Origin of the sequence: Pseudomonas mucidolens, from assembly GCF_900106045.1 — a bacterium.
Classification (GTDB): Bacteria; Pseudomonadota; Gammaproteobacteria; order Pseudomonadales; family Pseudomonadaceae; genus Aquipseudomonas; species Aquipseudomonas mucidolens.
In genome coordinates this window covers 5,562,886-5,582,031 of sequence record NZ_LT629802.1, presented here as the reverse complement: position 1 = coordinate 5,582,031, position 19,146 = coordinate 5,562,886, and the positions used below count along the sequence as shown (strand labels likewise).

At 60.0% G+C, this 19,146-nt stretch carries 16 protein-coding genes; 9 read left to right on the top strand and 7 right to left on the bottom strand.

Features of this window, described 5'->3' with window-relative positions:
• Positions 1-109: 109 nt before the first annotated feature.
• From BLU75_RS25705 to BLU75_RS25690, 4 genes are all read right to left on the bottom strand, one after another.
• Complete coding sequence (locus tag BLU75_RS25705) at positions 110-1,150, bottom strand: ABC transporter substrate-binding protein (RefSeq protein WP_084379529.1); 1,041 nt, start codon at positions 1,148-1,150, stop codon at positions 110-112.
• 46 nt (positions 1,151-1,196) lie between these two features.
• A complete protein-coding gene (locus tag BLU75_RS25700) occupies positions 1,197-2,309 on the bottom strand; it encodes an ABC transporter ATP-binding protein (protein WP_084379530.1) in 1,113 nt (370 codons plus the stop codon).
• 225 nt (positions 2,310-2,534) lie between these two features.
• On the bottom strand, positions 2,535-3,164 hold the full coding sequence (locus BLU75_RS25695) for a response regulator (RefSeq protein WP_084379531.1): 630 nt from the start codon (positions 3,162-3,164) through the stop codon (positions 2,535-2,537).
• A gap of 15 nt (positions 3,165-3,179) precedes the next feature.
• Positions 3,180-5,576 (bottom strand): PAS domain-containing sensor histidine kinase, encoded by a 2,397-nt coding sequence (locus tag BLU75_RS25690; RefSeq protein ID WP_090221591.1) that lies wholly within the window; start codon positions 5,574-5,576, stop codon positions 3,180-3,182.
• A 77-nt stretch (positions 5,577-5,653) separates the two neighbouring features.
• Between BLU75_RS25690 and BLU75_RS25685 the strand changes: the two genes are divergently transcribed.
• Entirely contained in the window at positions 5,654-6,631 is a 978-nt protein-coding gene (locus BLU75_RS25685) for an alpha/beta hydrolase family protein (RefSeq protein WP_084379533.1), read from the top strand.
• Between the two features lie 6 nt (positions 6,632-6,637).
• Here BLU75_RS25685 and BLU75_RS25680 read toward each other — a convergent pair whose 3' ends face one another.
• The 3 genes from BLU75_RS25680 to BLU75_RS25670 are packed head-to-tail and all read right to left on the bottom strand — an operon-like array spanning position 6,638 to position 9,103.
• A complete protein-coding gene (locus tag BLU75_RS25680) occupies positions 6,638-7,405 on the bottom strand; it encodes a DnaJ domain-containing protein (RefSeq protein ID WP_084379534.1) in 768 nt (255 codons plus the stop codon).
• Position 7,406: 1 nt separating this feature from the next.
• Positions 7,407-8,081 carry an N-acetylmuramate alpha-1-phosphate uridylyltransferase MurU gene (gene murU / locus BLU75_RS25675; protein WP_084379535.1) on the bottom strand — a complete coding sequence of 225 codons (675 nt, stop codon included), beginning with the start codon at positions 8,079-8,081 and terminating at the stop codon, positions 7,407-7,409.
• Complete coding sequence (locus BLU75_RS25670) at positions 8,078-9,103, bottom strand: aminoglycoside phosphotransferase family protein (protein ID WP_084379536.1); 1,026 nt, start codon at positions 9,101-9,103, stop codon at positions 8,078-8,080. The genes murU and BLU75_RS25670 overlap by 4 nt, the downstream gene beginning before the upstream one ends.
• A gap of 130 nt (positions 9,104-9,233) precedes the next feature.
• On the opposite strand from BLU75_RS25670, the gene BLU75_RS25665 reads away from it, so the two are divergent.
• The 8 genes from BLU75_RS25665 (at position 9,234) to BLU75_RS25630 (ending at position 19,135) form a co-directional block, all read left to right on the top strand.
• Positions 9,234-12,032 (top strand): LPS-assembly protein LptD, encoded by a 2,799-nt coding sequence (locus tag BLU75_RS25665; RefSeq protein WP_090221590.1) that lies wholly within the window; start codon positions 9,234-9,236, stop codon positions 12,030-12,032.
• Positions 12,013-13,347 carry a peptidylprolyl isomerase gene (locus BLU75_RS25660; protein WP_231982593.1) on the top strand — a complete coding sequence of 445 codons (1,335 nt, stop codon included), beginning with the start codon at positions 12,013-12,015 and terminating at the stop codon, positions 13,345-13,347. The genes BLU75_RS25665 and BLU75_RS25660 overlap by 20 nt, the downstream gene beginning before the upstream one ends.
• Positions 13,344-14,333, top strand: coding sequence for a 4-hydroxythreonine-4-phosphate dehydrogenase PdxA (gene pdxA / locus BLU75_RS25655; RefSeq protein ID WP_084379538.1), 990 nt, complete (start codon positions 13,344-13,346; stop codon positions 14,331-14,333). Before BLU75_RS25660 ends, pdxA begins: the two co-directional genes overlap by 4 nt.
• Positions 14,330-15,142 (top strand): 16S rRNA (adenine(1518)-N(6)/adenine(1519)-N(6))-dimethyltransferase RsmA, encoded by an 813-nt coding sequence (gene rsmA / locus BLU75_RS25650; protein WP_084379539.1) that lies wholly within the window; start codon positions 14,330-14,332, stop codon positions 15,140-15,142. Before pdxA ends, rsmA begins: the two co-directional genes overlap by 4 nt.
• Positions 15,143-15,333: 191 nt before the next feature.
• Positions 15,334-15,714 carry a Co2+/Mg2+ efflux protein ApaG gene (apaG, locus tag BLU75_RS25645; protein ID WP_084379540.1) on the top strand — a complete coding sequence of 127 codons (381 nt, stop codon included), beginning with the start codon at positions 15,334-15,336 and terminating at the stop codon, positions 15,712-15,714.
• Positions 15,714-16,565 (top strand): symmetrical bis(5'-nucleosyl)-tetraphosphatase, encoded by an 852-nt coding sequence (locus BLU75_RS25640; RefSeq protein ID WP_084379541.1) that lies wholly within the window; start codon positions 15,714-15,716, stop codon positions 16,563-16,565. The genes apaG and BLU75_RS25640 overlap by 1 nt, the downstream gene beginning before the upstream one ends.
• Positions 16,566-16,597: 32 nt before the next feature.
• The gene (gene glpE / locus BLU75_RS25635; protein ID WP_084379542.1) at positions 16,598-16,927 is read left to right on the top strand and encodes a thiosulfate sulfurtransferase GlpE; all 330 of its coding nucleotides are present in this window, start codon (positions 16,598-16,600) and stop codon (positions 16,925-16,927) included.
• 285 nt (positions 16,928-17,212) lie between these two features.
• Positions 17,213-19,135 carry a PrkA family serine protein kinase gene (locus BLU75_RS25630; RefSeq protein ID WP_090221589.1) on the top strand — a complete coding sequence of 641 codons (1,923 nt, stop codon included), beginning with the start codon at positions 17,213-17,215 and terminating at the stop codon, positions 19,133-19,135.
• Positions 19,136-19,146 lie beyond the last annotated feature (11 nt).

Here is a 19,146-nt window from a genome sequence, read left to right as displayed (position 1 = left end):
AGCTTGCTCGCGAAGAACCCGAGAGCGCCGCGCTCATCCAGACACGCTGCGTTCTCGTTGACGACCTTCGCGAGCAAGCTCGCTCCTACAGGGTAAACGGTGAGGCGTATTACTTGGCGGCCCAGGAATTGAAGCGCTGTTCCAGTTGCTCACCGTTGTCCGCCCAGAAACTGACGTCGATCTGCACCTGGTTGGCGATGTTTTCCGGCGTGGTCGGCATGTCCTTCAACACCTCCTTGGCCAGCAACGGCACCGCCTGAGTGTTGGCCGGGCCGTAGGCGATGTTTTCCGAATACGTCTTCTGCTGCTGTGGCGCCACCGAGAAGGCGATGAATTTCTTCGCGGCTTCTGCACGGTCCTTGTCCAGGCCCATTGGAATAGCCCAGGCATCAAAGTCATAGATGCCGCCGTTCCACACCACTTTCAGGTTGCTTTCGTTTTGCACGGCAGCGATCCGGCCGTTATAGGCCGAACTCATGACCACGTCGCCCGAGGCCAGGTATTGCGGCGGCTGGGCGCCGGCTTCCCACCATTGAATGGACGGCTTGAGTTCGTCGAGTTTCTTGAAGGCACGATCCTGACCGTCTTTGCCAGCCAAGACCTTGTAAACGTCCTTGGGCGCCACGCCGTCTGCCATCAAGGCAAATTCCAGGGTGTACTTGGCGCCTTTGCGCAAGCCGCGCTTGCCGGGGAATTTCTTGGTATCCCAGAAATCCGCCCAACTGGTCGGCGCGGTCTTCAGCTTGTCAGCGTTGTAGGCCATGACGGTCGACCACACGAAGAAGCCTACGCCGCAGGGCTGGATTGCGCCCTTCACGTAATCCTCGGCCTTGCCGAACAACGCGGGGTCCAGCTCTTCGAACAGGCCTTCGTCACAACCACGGGACAGCTCCGGCGATTCGACCTCCACCAAATCCCAGGACACGCTCTTGGTGTCGACCATGGCTTTGACCTTGGCCATCTCACCGTTGTATTCCCCGGCGATGATCTTGCCGTTGCCCGCGCTTTCCCACGGCGTATAGAAGGCCTTGACCTGGGCTGCCTTGTTCGCACCGCCGAACGACACCACCGTCAGGTCCTGAGCCGCCATGACCTGTGAAGCACCCGCCAGGCCGATGGCCAAAGCAGTCAATTTGAGGGATTTCAACATTTCTTATTCTCTCCACGTGCAGGGTTGGATGAAGCCAAGGGGGCGATCAACTCGCCTCTAAAAGTGGGTCGAGTGCGCGAACGTGCTCGACTTGCCAGCCAATCGGTACCACATCGCCAACCGTCAACGTCGCGTCCAGCTCGGCGATCGGTTGTTTCACAAAAAAGTCGCCTTTACCGCAGACTTCCAGGCGCACCCGCACGTGGTCGCCCAAGTAGATAAACTCCGCCACCCGCCCGGAGAAGCGGTTGACGCAGTGCTCGCTGGTACCATTGAGACTGACCCGTTCCGGGCGCACCGACAGGGTGACCGGGCCGCCGACCTGGCCGACATTCACCGCCAGCGCCTCGACCTTCTCGCCCCGCGCCAACTCGACCACGCAACGCTCACCGGTGTGGCTGTGCAAGCGGCCGTTGAGACGGTTGTTCTCACCGATGAAGTTGGCAACGAAGGTGTTTTTCGGTTCTTCATACAAGGTGCGCGGCGCAGCGATCTGCTGGATCTCGCCTTGATGGAACACCGCGACACGATCAGACATGGTCAGCGCTTCACCCTGATCGTGGGTCACGTAGACCACAGTCAGTCCCAGGCGCTGGTGCAGGTGCTTGATCTCCATCTGCATGTGTTCACGCAGTTGCTTGTCGAGGGCGCCAAGCGGTTCGTCCATCAGCACCAGCTGCGGCTCGAATACCAACGCCCGGGCCAGCGCCACCCGCTGTTGCTGGCCACCCGAGAGTTGCGCCGGATAGCGTTGGGCAAAAGCGTCGAGCTGGACCATATTCAGTACACGTTTGACGCGCTCGCTGATATCGGTCTTGCTCAGACCCCGTACCGACAGCGGAAAGGCCAGGTTTTCAGCCACCGTCATATGAGGGAACAACGCATAGTTCTGGAACACCATGCCGATGTCACGCTTGTGCGGTGGCACGTTATTGATGGAGCGCCCGGACAGTTGGATCTCGCCGGCGGTCGGTGTTTCGAAGCCGGCGAGCATCATCAGGCTAGTGGTCTTGCCCGAACCGGAAGGGCCCAGCAGGGTCAGGAATTCGCCTTTGCGAATCTCCAGGTTGAGGTCTTTGACGATCAGGTTCTCGCCGTCGTAGCTCTTCTGCACACCACGAAAGCTGACCAGCACATCATTTGAATCCACCTCGTTCATACCTGCACCTTTTTGTTTTGGACTGCTGTAAAGCCAGCGTAGTCCAGGGGCAAGCCCCCGGAAATCGGGGTGCAGGAGAGATTCACATCAGCCTGTTGGAAGGTTTTGGGTAGGGATCGCCCTACACGGATGGCGGGCATGGGACAGTGCAGTGGCAAGTTTCAAGCAACAAGCTGCAAGAATGGGTCCGGCGGTATTCGGGGGATGTCGCAAACAGATACGGTCCTACAGCAGTTTGTGCTCCATCGCGTACTTCACCAGTTCCGCCAGCGAGGTGATATTGAGTTTCTGCATCAGCCGTGCCTTGTGGGTACTGATGGTCTTGCTGCTCAGCGCCAGTTGCTGAGCAATCTCATTGACATTGGCGCCCTGTGCCAGCCGCTCGAATACCGAGAACTCGCGCTCCGACAACAGTGAATGCAGGGGCCGCGCATCGGTGAGACCGACTTCAAAGACCATCCGGTCGGCCAGGTCCGGGTCGATATAGCGCCCACCCGCCGCCACTTTGCGGATAGCCGTCAACAACAGTGCGGGATCGCTGTCCTTGGTGGCATAACCGGCCGCGCCGACCTTCAGCGCGCGGGCGGCCATTTGCGCTTCATCGTGCATGGACAGCACCAGGATCGCCGGCGGATTGTTCAGCGCGCGAATCCGCGCAATCGCTTCCAGCCCGTTGACACCCGGCATCGAGATATCCAGCAACACCACCTCGCATGGCACATGCCGCAAGGTTTCCAGCAACTGTTCGCCGTTGCTCGCCTCCCCGACCACCAACAGGTCTCTGGCCAGGCCGATCAACTGCTTGATGCCTTCACGAACGATGGTGTGGTCTTCAGCTACCAGTACACGAATCACGGGGTTTTCCTCTTTTTATAGTGATGCATCCAACGGCACCGTCACACTCAGGATAGTGCCCTCCCCCGGTTCACTGTCGAGGGTCAACTGTCCGCCCATGATCAGCACCCGCTCGCGCATCCCCACCAGACCAAACGACACCGGACGACCTGGCGCGGCAACAAAACCGACGCCGTCATCGCTGATGGTCAGCCGCAGGTCAGCGCCTTCCACCACCAGGGTCAGCTCGACAGTATGCGCCTGGGCATGCCGCATGACATTGGTCAGCGCTTCTTGCAGGATGCGAAACAACCCGATGGCCTTGGCATCGCTGAGCGCGGGCAGGTTATCCGGCACTTGAACCAGGCAGGGGATCTGCGTGCGCGCCTCAAACCGTCGTGCCTGCCACTCAATGGCCGAGGCAATCCCGGCGTCGAGAATCGGCGGGCGCAATGCGGTGGCCACATCACGGACCAACTGGAACAGTTGGGCGATCAGGCGCTTCATACTGTTCAAGCGTTCGTGCAGGCCAGGGTCAAGTTGTGCATACGCCAACTCACACATTGAGGTTTCCAGCTTGAGCACGGTGAGCATCTGCCCCAATTCGTCATGCACCTCACGCGCAATGCGCGCCTTCTCTTCTTCCCGCACGCTCTCCAGGTGTGCTGACAGCTCGCGCAATTGCGCACGAGAGGCGTCCAGCTCCAATTCGATACGCTTGCTTTCGCTGATGTCCCAGACAATCCCATCCCACACCACTGAGCCATCCTCCTGACGGCGGGTGACGGCCTTGATATCCGCCCAACGCTGCTCACCGTGACGCGTCAGGATGCGCCCTTGCCACGACCAGTTGCTCTCCGTGTCGATCGCCTGGTCCTGGGTGCGGTGATAACTGGCGCGGTCGTCGGGATGTACGAGGCTGCGCAGGCCCACGTCATGATGCCTGAGCACCGTCGGGGAATAGCCCACCAGACGCTCGCTGCCTTCGCTGATATAGGCAAACTCGATCGCGGCGCTTGAAGACGCGCGCTCCAGCCGGAATACCAGCCCCGGGACATTGGCCGCGATCCCTTGCAGGCGCGCCTCACTTTCCTGCAGCGCGGCCAATGCCCGGCGCCGCTCGGTGACGTCATTGAGATAAACCACCAGGTATTCACCCCCGGCAAAACGCAGGAAGCTCAGTGAGACGTCCGTGGGCAATAGGCTGCCGTCTGCCCGCAGGCATTGCGTGGCGTAGCTTTGCGGCCCGTCTTCACTGGCGCGGGCGCGCTTCCACAGGTTCAGCCAGCGGTCCATGCTCAGGGTGGGTTCGAACTCGACCAGCGGCCGTTCGATCAGTGCACCGGGGGCATAACCGAGCATGTTTTCAGCGGCTACGTTGGCATAGCGCACGTGACTGTCCCAATTGACCCAGAGGATTCCGACGGTGCTTTGATCAATCGAAAACTGCGTCAGGCGCAACGCTTCAGCGCCGGCAGCACGGGCCGCGCTTTCTTCCCGCGTGGCCAGCAGTTCCTGCTCCAGGGCACGTTGATGGCGGCGCTGCCACGCGACAAACACCACGCTGCTGAGCAACAGAAGGCCCAACAACAGACTCAGGTGTTGCCAGAACCTGGGAGATTGGGGCAGACGCGGGTATTTGGGCTGCAACCAGCGCGCATGCAACTGATCCAGCTCACGCGCCGGGATTGCCTGCAGGGCACTCTGCATGATGTCGGCCAATTGCGGCCAGTCGCGGCGGCTGGCCACTCGCAGCAGTTGGGGCAAGCCGATATCACCGACCACCGCCAATCCATCGAACTCGGGCTCGACGGACAACCGGCTCAACTGCGCCTCATCAATCACCGCGTAGCGCGCTTGCTGGCTCAACAATAACTGCAACGCCTCGCGCTCCCTCGGAACGCCTTGCAGGTTCAGGGCCGAGTAATTGCCGCGCAGGTAATCGGCCACGGCGCTGGGCATACGCACGGCGACTCGGGACCGTCCGTCGAGGTTTTCCAGATCCACCGTTCCACTGCCGTCGCGGACCCCGACAATCAGCTGGGGAATCCGCATATACGGGTCGGAAAACCGCCACAGGTGCAGGCCGTCCGGGGTTTGCAGCAGCCCGGGAGCCACATCCACCTCATCGTTGCGCACGGCGGTTTCCAACTGTTCCTGATTAGCGAAGTGGCGCCAGCTCAGCTCAATATTCAACGCTTTGGCCAGCGACTGCATCAATTCCACATTCGCCCCGGACAAATGCTGCAAGCGTCTGTCGTACTGCGCATAGGGCGCCTGCAACACCAGGCCGATCCGCAATTGCGGGTGTTCGGCCAACCACTCGCGCTGTTGCGGGCTGAGCACGGCCGCTGGCACGACAGATGCAGCCGCGCCCCCCACCATCAAGGGAAAGCACAGCCAGCCAATAATCAGCAGACAGCGAAAATTCATGATTCACATCTCACATCACTGACAAATACTGACCAACCCATTAGGCTGCCGGAATCACTTCTGGCCGGGAATCCACGATGCCGTTTCTTCACCGTTCGACACTGCCAGCATTGTGCCTGTCGTTACTCTTTACCAGCACCTTTTATGTCCAGGCCGCCGACACAGCACCGGTTGCCGCGGAAAAACCGCTGGAACGCCAGCCGCTGCCCGAACGCAGCCAGGAAGAAGCCCGCGCGCTCGAGCGGCAACTTCCGCAGCAGGAGCAGCAACAACTGCAGGCGGGGGATGATTCTTTCCTGGCACTCTGGAAACCGGCCAATAGCGCCGAAGCAGAAGGTGTGGTGATCATCGTCCCGGGAGCCGGGGAAACGGCGGACTGGCCTCAAGCAATCGGGCCGTTGCGGCAAAAATTGCCGGACGCCGCCTGGAGCAGCCTGAGCCTGACGCTGCCGGACCGAAGCCTGGACACGCTGCCCCCACGAGTGATCGAAGCACCCGACGCCGCGGTGGATACCAGCGCCAAAGACGCCGATAACGCCGCGCCCAAACCCATAGAGCAAGCCGCCAGTGCCGAAGCCGAAGGCACCGACCCGGCGGTGGTGGCCGGCGCCGATGAGCAAGACAAGACCGACGCCACGCGAATCTTCGCCCGCATCGATGCCGCCGTTGCTTACGCCCAGACCCAAAATGCCCGCAGTGTGGTGCTGCTTGGGCACGGTACAGGTGCCTGGTGGGCAGCCCGCTACCTGAGCGAAAAACAACCGAGCCAGGTGCAGAAATTCATCATGGTTGCGGCCCGGACGCCGGCGGGACGCATGCCGGACTTGCAACAGCTGGCACCCGCCCTAAAACTGCCCACGGCTGACTTTTTCTACCAGGACCATGCCCTGGCGCGCAAAAATGCCCGGGAGCGGGCCCAGGCCAGCAAACGCTTGAAAAATGACACCTATCAACAGGTGTCCTTAAATGCGTTTCCCGACAACAGCCCCGCCGGGCAGGAACAGCTCTATCGACGTGTGCGTGGCTGGTTGAGCCCCCAAGACAGCGGGAGCTGATCATCCCTAGCGCAAATCCCGTTGCTGCCGAATCAGCGCATACGCGCTATGCAGCTCGCGGGTTCTCTCCGTCGCCTCGCGCACTTGCGCGGGGGTCGCGCCACTGCCGGCAATCTTGTCCGGGTGGTGGCGGCTGAGCAGCCGCCGATACGCCCGCTTGATGACCGCCGACTCCGTGGTGGCCGTCACGCCGAGGATCCGCAGCGCCTCCTGATAACTCCCGCCGCGGTTGGCCAGCGGTTTGCGTTCAGGCTGGTAGTCATGAGCGAGTGCCTGGACTTGTTGCGGTGTCCAGCCCAACCACTTGCCCCACAGCAGAATCAATTCGCGTTCGGCGCTGCTGGCCTTGCCATCGGCCCAGACCATACGCCAGCAAGCGCGCAACACGCCTTCCGCCGCATAGGGTTGAACCTTGAGCAGCCGCAGGTAGCCACGCACCTGGTCCGATCCCGTCTTGCCGCGATTGAACGCGGCAATCGCCCGCCGCCGAGCCGCTTCGGACATCTCCAGAGCGCTCATTTCCACCCGCGCCTGCTGGATATGCCCATCCACTATCCGCCCATTGCTCTTGGCCAGGCGGCCCAATAAGACAAACAACAATTCGTCGTTGCGCAGCGCCGGACGGCCGCCCAAGCGCTCGCGCAACTGTGCCCAACTGTGCAGTTGCAAGCGCCGATCCAGCGCCTGGCCCAGCAGTGCACCGAGCATGGCCCCGGGGATACTGGCGATGGCAAAGCCCGCCCCGGCTCCAATCAGAGTCCCTGGCCAGAGCATCTTACTGCTCCGCGGTCAGCAGGGTTTCGACTTGCGCCAGCCGCTCTAGCGTACCGACATCGATCCAGCGTCCGTCCATGTGTTCTCCCGTCACTTGACCTTTGCTCATCGCCGCACGCAACAACGGCGCGAGCTTGAAGGCACCGGCACTGCAGCCCTCGAACAGCTTGGGGTGCAGCACTGAAATGCCACTGAAGGTCAGGTTATCGGCACCGGCCACGGCATCATGAACCACACCGCCCTGAATGTAGAAGTCGCCGCCGGAGGGGTGATGAGCCGGATTGTCGACCATCACCAGGTGAGCGAGGCCTTGCAACGGGCGTTTCAAGGGGGCGAAGTCGTAATCGGTCCAGATGTCGCCATTGACCACCAGAAACGGCTCATCGCCCAGCAGCGCCAAGGCCTTGAAGATCCCGCCACCGGTTTCCAACGGTTCGCCCTCGGGGGAGTAGCGGATCCGCAGGCCAAACTGCGCACCGTCGCCGAGATAGCGTTCAATCTGCTGGCCGAGCCAGGCATGATTGATGACGATATCGCTAAAACCGGCCTTGGCCAGCGCCTCCAGGTGATACTCGATCAGACGCTTGCCTCCCGCCTGAACCAGCGGTTTCGGAGTGTGCAAGGTCAGCGGACGCATCCGCTCACCCTTGCCGGCGGCCAGGATCATGGCCTTCATACACCCACCTCCGCCGGCTGACGCAGACTCGCCAGCAACTCAGCCAAGTCGTCCAGTTCCGCACGCTCCGCGAGCACCGCCTCTATATAAGCGAAGAAGCGTGGTACATCCGCCAAGTAGCGCGGCTTGCCGTCACGGTGGCAGATACGCGCGAAGATACCGATCACCTTGAGGTGACGCTGCACGCCCATCAGGTCACTGGCGCGCAGAAACGCTTCAAAATCCGCCTGCACGGGAATCCCCAGTTGGCCAGCACGCACCCAATAGCCGTGCTGCCATTCGCGCACGCGGGCCTGAGGCCAACTGAGAAACGCATCCTTGAACAGGCAGGTAATGTCGTAGGTCACCGGTCCGTAGACCGCGTCCTGGAAATCCAGCACGCCCGGGTTCGGTTCGCTGATCATCAGGTTGCGCGGCATATAGTCACGGTGCACCAGCACCTTGGGCTGGGCCAGCGCGCTGTCGATCAGCAGGTCGCTGGCACGCTGCCATAGCGCCAGCTGCTGCGCGTCGAACTCAATGCCCAGGTGCCGGCGTACATACCATTCGGGGAACAGTTCGAGTTCCCGGCGCAACAAAGCCACGTCATAGCTGGGCAGTGGCGCGTCCATCGGCAATTGCTGGAATGCCAGCAAGGCGTCGATGGCATCGGCAAATAATTGATCGGCATTTGCGTCGTCAATCACGTCCAGGTAGGTTTTTTTGCCCAGGTCATTGAGCAAAAGGAAGCCTCGCGGCAAATCTTCTGCATAAATTTGTGGAACATTAATTCCTGATTTCGCCAGCATTTGCGCAATTTCGACGAAAGGCTTGCAGTTTTCCTGGGGGGGAGGCGCGTCCATCACCACCAGGCTGCGGCCACCGCCCTCCCAGCGGAAGTAACGCCTGAAACTCGCGTCGCTGCTGGCCGCGGTCAACGTGGCCGGGGGTACGGCACCCCAGCCCTGGGCATTGAAAAGGATCGGCAACTGCTCATCGAGCCAGACTTTCAGGTATTGCAAACGTAGATCTTGGTCGGGCATTACAAGGGTCTCCGACGGCGCTAGCCGTCAAGCGGGTCATGCTTTATTATCACGCATCTTTTTCAGACCATCGAGAGGCGTGCGGCCCACACCGCGGGCAGATGGCACGCAGGAAGCCCGGACTAATAAGATGGCATTGAAATCCCCCGCGTTTCGTAGAAAATTTCCGTTGCTGGTAACCGGCAGTCTGCTGGCCATGCAACCCTTCGCCACCTCATTCGTGGTCGCCGCGGAACAGTATGACTGCTCAGTCTCTGCTTCGGGTGCCTGGGATTGTGCACCGAAAACCAGCGCCGCCCCACTACCACCGCGCCCGGTGCATGACGGCAGCGCCGTCAGCTCGGCCAACAGCACGCCGCAAGGCGAGGCTGCCAGTGCCGAGGCCGAACCCAAGACCCTGCTGGTCACTGAATCCAAGGGCCGTGGCCTGCGTTCGCGCAGCGCCGACTACAGCCACCTGGACTGGGTTCCGCGCGAGAAACTCACCGCTGCGCAACTGGCCGAAACCGGTCCTTATTGCGCCGGTGCGTACATCGAGCCGATCCGCCCCGGCATGAACGACAAGACGGACAAGAGCGACGCCCCAACCTTCATCGGTGCCAAGGCGTCCCGTTACGAGCAGGAGCAGCAGATCGCTTCCCTCGCCGGCGACGTGGTCATGCGTCAAGGCAGCATGCAGATTGAGGCCGACGAGGCCAACCTGTACCAGGCCGAGAACCGTGGCGAGCTGAACGGCAAAGTCCGTCTGCGCGACAACGGTGCGCTGATCGTCGGCGATCGCGCCGAGGTCCAACTGGACACCGGTGCGGCGCAGATCGACAACGCCGAATACGTCATGCACAAATCGCGCATCCGCGGAAACGCGCTGTACGCCAAGCGTGCCGAAAACGCGATCATCCGTCTCAAGGACGGTACGTACACCACCTGCGAGCCAGACAGCAATGCCTGGCAGCTGCGGGGCAACAACATCACGTTGAACCCGGCGACCGGTTTCGGTACCGCCACCAACGCGACGTTGCGGGTCAAGAACATTCCGATCCTGTACACCCCGTATATCTATTTCCCGATCGACGACCGTCGTCAGTCCGGCTTCCTGCCGCCAAGCTTCAGTACCGGCAGCGAAACCGGGTTTACCTTGACGACCCCGTACTACTTCAACCTGGCGCCAAACTACGACGCCACGTTGTACCCGCAATACATGACCAAGCGCGGCCTGTTGATGGAAGGCGAATTCCGCTACCTCACCAAGTCCAGCGAAGGTCAGTTCGGCGGCGCGTATCTGAATGACGACAACGACGAGCGCAAAAAACAGACCGATTACGAAAAAACTCGGTACATGGTGAACTGGCAGCACAAGGGTGGTTTGGATTCGCGGGTATTGACTGAAGTCGATTACACCGACATCAGCGACCCATTCTATTTTCAGGATCTGAAGTCCAATCAGATTGGCATTGAAACTCAGGACGTCGTCAACCAGCAAGGTGCTGTCAGTTATCGCGGTGATGGCTACACGGCTCGCCTGAATCTGCAAGCTTACGAGCTGGCAACGATTTCCCAGATAACCCCGTATAATCGGCTGCCTCAACTCACCTTCAACGGTGCACTGCCTTATCATCCGGGTGGACTGAATTTTGCCTATGAAACCGAAGCGGTCCGATTTGATCGGAACCTCAGGACCGGCAATGTAACCAACGAAGATGGTGGGCCGTTCAACGATGACGGCACTGTAGGCGAACTTCGCCTGGATGAAAACGTTCGAGGCTTGAAACGCGCCAACGGTACTCGACTGAACTTCGCGCCAAGCATTTCGCTGCCGATGAATGCGTCCTACGGCTATATCACGCCGAAGCTCAAGTACGTCTATACGAAGTACGACCTCGACCTGGATAACAAAGGCAAGGATGCTCTTGTTGCAGCTGGCGACGAGTTCAAAAGTTCCCCGGATCGCTCCGTTCCGATTGCCAGTATCGACAGCGGTCTTTACTTCGATCGCTCCACTCAATGGTTCGGCAAGAACTACAGTCAGACCCTGGAACCGCGTCTGTTCTATCTTTATGTACCCGAGAAAGATCAGACCGACATTCCGGTGTTCGACACCAGTGAATCGACCTTCAGCTACGCCTCGCTGTTCCGTGACAACCGCTTCTCGGGCGGCGATCGGATCGGCGACGAGAACAAGCTGTCGTTTGGCCTGACCAGTCGCTGGATTGAAGAGAACGGCTTTGAACGTCAGCGCGTAGCTATCGGCCAGGCCGTGTATTTCAAGGATCGTGAAGTCCAGCTGCCAGGCGTCCTTGCCGCCGACCGCGCCGACTCCCAATCGAATGTCTCGCCAATCGCCCTGGACTACGAGTTCCGCTTCAACCGCGACTGGCGCGCCACTGCCGACTACAACTGGGACACCGACAGCCACAGCCCGCGTTCGGGCAGTGCAATGTTCCACTACCAGCCGGAAGACAACCCGAACAAGATCGTCAACATCGGTTATCGCTATCGCAACGACCAGGTGGTCTACAACCAGCTGACGGGTGAATGGCAGTTTGGCGGTGACTACGGACGTCCCGGCCAAGCGAACTACGTGGAGGATTACTACAAAATCCAGCAACACGACTTCTCGATGATGTGGCCGATCATTCCGCAGTGGAACCTGATCACCCGCTGGCAGTACGACTACGCCCGCAACCGCACGCTGGAAGCCTTCGGTGGTTTCGAGTATGACAACTGCTGCTGGAAACTGCGTGTGATCAACCGTTATTGGGTTTCCAACGACGAATACACCCAGCTCGCCCCGCTGAACGAAAAAGGCGACCATGGGCTCTTCTTCCAAATTGTCCTGAAGGGACTTGGTGGCCTGACCGGCGCCAAGGTAGAGAGCTTCCTCGACAAAGGCATCCAAGGTTATCGTAAACGTGAAGATCAAGCTTTCTGATTGTCTGCGCCCGCTGATGCTGGGCGCGCTGTTCCTGGGTACTGCAACGGCACAGGCTGCCGTTCAACCGCTGGACAAGGTCGTGGCCATCGTCGACAACGACGTGATCATGCAGAGCCAACTGGACCACCGGGTCAAGGAGGTTCAGCAGACTATCGCCAAGCGTGGCGGTGGCGTGCCGCCGACCAGCGTGCTGGACCAGCAAGTCCTGGATCGCCTGATCGTCGAAAACCTGCAATTGCAGATCGGCGAACGCTCCGGTATCCGTATCACCGACGAAGAGCTGAACCAGGCGATCGGCACAATTGCCCAGCGCAACAACATGAGCATTGATCAGTTCCGCGCCGCCCTGGCCCGCGACGGCCTGTCCTATGAGGACGCCCGCGACCAGATTCGCCGCGAAATGATCATTAGCCGTGTACGCCAGCGCCGGGTGGCCGAGCGGGTTCAAGTATCGGAACAGGAAGTGAAGAACTTCCTGGCGTCGGACCTGGGCAAAATGCAGCTTTCCGAAGAGCTGCACCTGGCCAACATCCTGATCCCGACGCCAGACAGCGCCAACGCCGAGCAACTCAACGCAGCCGCGGCAAAAACCCAGGCGATCTATGAGCGACTGAAAGCCGGTGCCGACTTCGCACAAATGGCGATTACCCAGTCCGGCAGCGACAACGCACTGGAAGGCGGCGACATGGGCTGGCGTAAAGCGGCTCAATTGCCCCCGCCGTTTGACCGCGAACTGAGCGCCATGCAAGTTGGGGACATCACCCAGCCTGCTCGTACGCCAGGCGGTTTCATTATCCTCAAGTTGCTGGAGCGCCGTGGCGGCGAGACTTCGCTGAAAGACGAGGTGCACGTTCGTCACATCCTGGTCAAACCCAGCGAAATCCGTACCGAAGCGCAAACCAAGGAATTGGCCGAGAAGATTTATGACCGCATCGAAAGCGGTGAAGACTTCGCCACCCTGGCCAAGAGCTTTTCGGAAGATCCAGGTTCCGCCCTCAACGGCGGCGACCTGAACTGGATCGATCCGAAAGCACTGGTACCCGAGTTCCAGCAAGTAATGGCCGAGACCCCGCAAGGCGTATTGTCCAAACCTTTCAAGACTCAATATGGCTGGCATGTCCTGGAAGTCCTTGGCCGCCGCGCCACCGACAACACCAGTCAGGCCCGCGAACAACAGGCGCTGAACGTGCTGCGTAACCGCAAATACGACGAAGAGCTGCAAACCTGGCTGCGTCAGATCCGTGACGAAGCCTACGTGGAAAACAAGCTTCCTGGCGCCGAGCAGATCGACACCGACCAGGCTGCTCAGTGAAACCCCAGCGTTTCGCGGTAACACCCGGCGAGCCGGCCGGCATTGGTCCAGACCTGTGCCTGCTGCTCGCCACGCAACCTCAGCCACATCCCCTGATTGCCATTACCAGCCGCGACCTGCTCCTCGAGCGGGCCGCGCAGCTGGGTGTGGCTGTCGATCTACTGGACGTGGCGCCCGGCAACTGGCCCGACCTGCCCGCCCCGGCGGGTAGCCTGTATGTGTGGGATACCCCGCTTCAGGCGAAGGTCGTCGCCGGAACACTGGACAAGGCCAACGCGGCCTTTGTCCTGGAGACCCTGACCCGCGCCGGGCTCGGCTGTGTCCAAGGCGACTTTGCCGGCATGATCACCGCGCCTGTGCACAAAGGCGTGATCAACGAAGCGGGCATCGCCTTTTCCGGCCATACCGAGTTTCTTGCCGAGCTGACGAACACCGCACAAGTGGTCATGATGCTGGCTACACGCGGGCTGCGAGTCGCGCTGGTGACCACGCATCTGCCGCTGCGCGATGTCGCCGATGCCATCACCGCCGAACGCCTGGAGCGCGTAACGCGCATCCTGCATGCCGACCTGCAACAAAAATTCGGCATCGCCCATCCGCGCATCCTGGTCTGTGGCCTCAACCCCCACGCCGGCGAAGGCGGTCATTTGGGCCATGAAGAAATCGACATCATCGAACCGACACTAGAGCGCCTGCGCAACGAAGGCATGGACCTGCATGGCCCATTGCCTGCGGACACTCTGTTTACCCCTAAATATCTGGAGCACTGTGATGCAGTGCTGGCGATGTACCACGACCAGGGACTGCCCGTACTGAAGTACAAAGGCTTCGGCGCCGCAGTCAACGTGACACTTGGCCTGCCGATCATCCGCACTTCCGTCGACCATGGCACCGCCCTGGATCTGGCGGGCAGTGGAAAAATCGACACCGGCAGCCTGCACGTGGCCCTGGAAACCGCCTACCAGATGGCCGAGACCCGTATATGACCGAGCATTACCAACACCGCGCGCGCAAGCGTTTCGGGCAGAACTTCCTGCACGACGCTGGCGTGATCGACCGCATCCTGCGCTCCATCCATGCCAAACCCGAAGACCGTCTGCTGGAAATCGGCCCTGGCCAGGGCGCCTTGACCCAAGGCTTGCTCAACAGCGGCGGCCAACTGGATGTGGTTGAGCTGGACAAGGACCTGATCCCGATTCTCAACCAGCAGTTCGCCAGCAAACCCAACTTCAACCTGCACCAGGGCGACGCGCTGAAGTTCGACTTCACTAGCCTGAACGCCGCGCCGAACAGCCTGCGGGTGGTCGGCAACCTGCCTTACAACATCTCCACCCCGCTGATCTTTCACCTGCTGAACAACGCCAGCATCATCCGCGACATGCACTTCATGCTGCAAAAGGAAGTGGTCGAGCGCCTGGCAGCCGGTCCTGGTGGTGGCGACTGGGGGCGTTTGTCGATCATGGTTCAGTACCATTGCCGGGTTGAACATCTGTTCAATGTCGGCCCGGGGGCATTCAATCCGCCGCCCAAGGTCGACTCAGCCATCGTGCGCCTGGTGCCTCACGCCGTCCTGCCGCACCCGGCCAAGGATCACCGTCTGCTCGAGCGCGTGGTGCGTGAAGCCTTCAACCAGCGCCGCAAGACCCTGCGCAACACCCTCAAAGCCTTGCTCAGCAACGCCGAGATCGAGGCCGCGGGCGTCGACGGCAGCCTGCGCCCCGAGCAACTGGACTTGGCTGCCTTCGTGCGCCTGGCCGATCAACTCGCGATCCAGCCCGCGCCGGCAGCGGAATAAGGCGTAGGACAGTCACTCGACGCGATCTAAAAGGTGGGAGCAAGCCCGCTCCCACATTGAACCGCGCCCCATCGACAGAACTTTTTCATCTGGCAGGCGTGCATTACTACATGTCTGGTCTAGCGCCTGATAATTGGCCTAGACTGATCGACATCAGTTGTTCCCCCGCTTTTGCTTTTAAGGCCTCTCGCATGTCCGATCCTCGTTATCAGATCGACGTCAGCGTCGTCACCCGCTTCCTGACGGAACAATCACAACCCGAACAGAACCGCTTCGCCTTCGCTTACACGGTAACCGTGAAGAACAACGGCTCGATTGCGGCCAAGCTGCTGTCCCGCCACTGGGTCATCACTGATGGTGATGGTCAGGTGGAAGAAGTCCGCGGCGCCGGCGTCGTCGGCCAGCAACCGCTCATCGCCCCCGGCAAAAGCCACACCTACAGCAGCGGCACGGTGATGACATCGCACGTGGGCAACATGCAAGGCAGCTATCAAATGCTCGCCGACGATGGCAAACATTTCGACGCCATCATCGCCCCCTTCCGCCTGGCCGTGCCCGGAGCCTTGCACTGATGGCGACGTATGCCGTCGGTGATCTGCAGGGCTGCCTGGAGCCACTCAAGCGCCTGATGGACCGTGTAGCTTTCGACCCGGTGAAAGACCGTCTCTGGCTGGTGGGTGACCTGGTAAACCGCGGCCCGAAGTCCCTTGAGACACTGCGTTTTCTCTATGGCATGCGCGACGCCCTGGTGTGCGTGCTGGGCAACCACGACCTGCACCTGCTGGCAGTCGACAGAAACATCGAGCGTCTGAAAAAGGGCGATACGCTGCGCGAAATACTTGAAGCACCCGATCGCGCCGAGCTGCTGGACTGGCTGCGCCGGCAAAAACTCGTGCATTACGATGAAAGCCGCAACACCGTGCTGGTCCATGCCGGCATTCCGCCACAATGGACGCTGAACAAAGCCCTCAAGTGCGCTGCCGAAGTCGAAGCGGCCCTGGCCGATGACAATCTGTTCGCAACCTATCTGGACGGCATGTACGGCAACGAACCGGTGAAGTGGGATAACGACTTGGCCGGCGTTGCGCGGCTGCGAGTCATCACTAACTACTTTACCCGCATGCGCTTCTGCACCGCCGATGGCAAGCTCGACCTCAAGAGCAAGGAAGGCGTCGATACCGCACTGCCCGGCTACAAGCCCTGGTTCGAGCACCAGGAGCGCAAGACCGCTGAGACCCGGATCATCTTCGGTCATTGGGCAGCCCTTGAAGGAAAATGCAATGAGCCCGGCGTGTTCGCCCTCGATACCGGCTGTGTCTGGGGTGGCGCCATGACCCTTATGAACATCGACACCGGTGAGCGCCTGGACTGTCAGTGCGACACTCTTCTTTTTGAACAACACCAAGCCACGACAAAGCGCTAGACAGCGCTTTCACTCAGCCCCAGGATCCCGTGATGAGCGAATTCAAACGTATCCCTCCCGAACAAGCCCAGGCGCTGCGCGAACAAGGCGCGGTGGTCGTCGATATCCGCGACCCGGCCACTTATGCTGCGAGCCACATCAGCGGCGCCCGGCATCTGGATAACCATTCCATCGCCGACTTCATCCGTGCCGCCGACCTCGATGCGCCGGTGATCGTGGCCTGCTACCACGGCAACTCCAGCCAAAGCGCGGCGGCCTATCTGGTCAGCCAAGGCTTCAGCGATGTCTACAGCCTGGATGGCGGCTTTGAGTTGTGGCGGACGACGTATCCCGAGGAAATTGCCTCGATCGATTCACAATAATTTTTTTCAAACCTCGCTAGCCCACGTGATGCTTGGGCTAGCGCCGCTTCTGACAAACGGTACGCGCAAACTAATTGCGTATCTCGCCTTGAACTCCCGGATTCCGAACTATCCTTAAGCGCAGGCCATCCAAAACAGGGGAGAGCCGGTACACCGGCGTACGGGTCATCGGTAGCATTTTCAGGGTGTTCTGGGGGGAAAACAGCCACGGCCAACACCCGTGGCTGCCAGCATCGACTGATTGATCCGGCGTCGGCTCCACGTATCGAGCGAGGTGACGACGTCATGAGTATTTTTAGCCACTTCCAACAACGCTTCGAGTCCACACGCCAGGAAGAGCTCTCGCTTCAGGAATACCTTGAGCTGTGCAAAGCGGACCGCAGCGCCTACGCATCTGCCGCTGAGCGCTTGCTACTGGCGATTGGCGAGCCGGAGCTGGTGGACACCGCGTCCAACTCGCGGTTGTCGCGAATCTTCTCCAACAAGGTGATCCGACGTTATCCGGCGTTTGAAGACTTCCATGGCATGGAAGAATGCATTGACCAGATCGTCTCCTATTTCCGCCACGCCGCCCAAGGCCTGGAAGAGAAGAAACAGATTCTTTACCTGCTCGGCCCGGTGGGCGGTGGTAAATCGTCTCTGGCAGAAAAACTCAAGCAACTGATCGAAAAAGTACCGTTCTACGCGATCAAGGGTTCCCCGGTGTTCGAATCGCCACTGGGCCTGTTCAATGCCACGGAAGACGGCGCGATCCTCGAAGAAGACTTCGGCATCCCTCGTCGCTACCTCAACACCATCATGTCGCCCTGGGCAACCAAGCGCCTCTCCGAGTTTGGCGGGGATATCAGCCAGTTCCGGGTGGTGAAGCTGTATCCGTCGATCCTTAACCAGATCGCCGTGGCCAAGACCGAACCGGGTGACGAGAACAACCAGGATATCTCGGCGCTGGTGGGCAAGGTCGATATCCGCAAGCTCGAGGAATTCCCGCAGAACGATGCCGATGCCTACAGCTACTCGGGCGCGCTATGCCGGGCCAACCAGGGCCTGATGGAGTTCGTGGAGATGTTCAAGGCACCGATCAAGGTGCTGCACCCACTGCTGACCGCCACCCAGGAAGGCAACTACAACAGCACCGAAGGCCTGGGCGCCATTCCGTATAGCGGGATCCTGCTGGCCCACTCCAACGAATCGGAATGGCACACCTTCCGCAACAACAAGAACAACGAGGCGTTCATTGACCGGATCTACATCGTCAAGGTGCCGTATTGCCTGCGTGTCAGTGATGAAATCAAGATTTACGACAAGTTGCTGTTCAATAGCTCTCTGGCCAAGGCACATTGCGCACCCGACACCTTGAAAATGCTCGCGCAGTTCACCGTGCTGTCGCGTCTCAAGGAGCCGGAAAACTCCAATATCTACTCGAAGATGCGCGTCTACGACGGTGAAAACCTCAAGGACACCGATCCCAAGGCCAAATCGATCCAGGAATACCGCGACACAGCCGGGGTTGATGAAGGCATGAACGGCCTGTCGACGCGTTTTGCCTTCAAGATCCTGTCCAAGGTATTCAACTTCGACCCGCACGAGATCGCCGCCAACCCGGTCCACCTGCTGTATGTACTCGAGCAGCAGATCGAACAGGAACAGTTCCAGGCCGAAACCCGCGAACGCTACCTGCGCTTCCTCAAGGAATACCTGGCACCGCGCTATATCGAATTCATCGGCAAGGAAATCCAGACCGCGTACCTGGAGTCCTACAGCGAGTACGGCCAGAATATTTTCGACCGCTACGTGCTGTACGCCGACTTCTGGATCCAGGACCAGGAATACCGCGACCCGGAAACCGGCGAAATCCTCAATCGCGTGGCACTCAACGAAGAGCTGGAGAAGATCGAAAAACCGGCGGGCATCAGCAATCCGAAGGATTTCCGCAACGAAATCGTCAACTTCGTCCTGCGCGCACGGGCCAACAACAACGGCAAGAATCCGACCTGGCTCAGCTATGAAAAGCTGCGGGTGGTCATCGAGAAGAAAATGTTCTCCAACACCGAGGACCTGCTGCCGGTCATCAGCTTCAACGCCAAGGCCAGCAAGGAGGATCAGCAAAAACACAACGACTTCGTCACACGCATGGTCGAGCGTGGCTACACCGACAAACAGGTGCGCCTGCTCTCCGAGTGGTACCTACGGGTCCGGAAATCGCAGTGAAACAGCTGCAA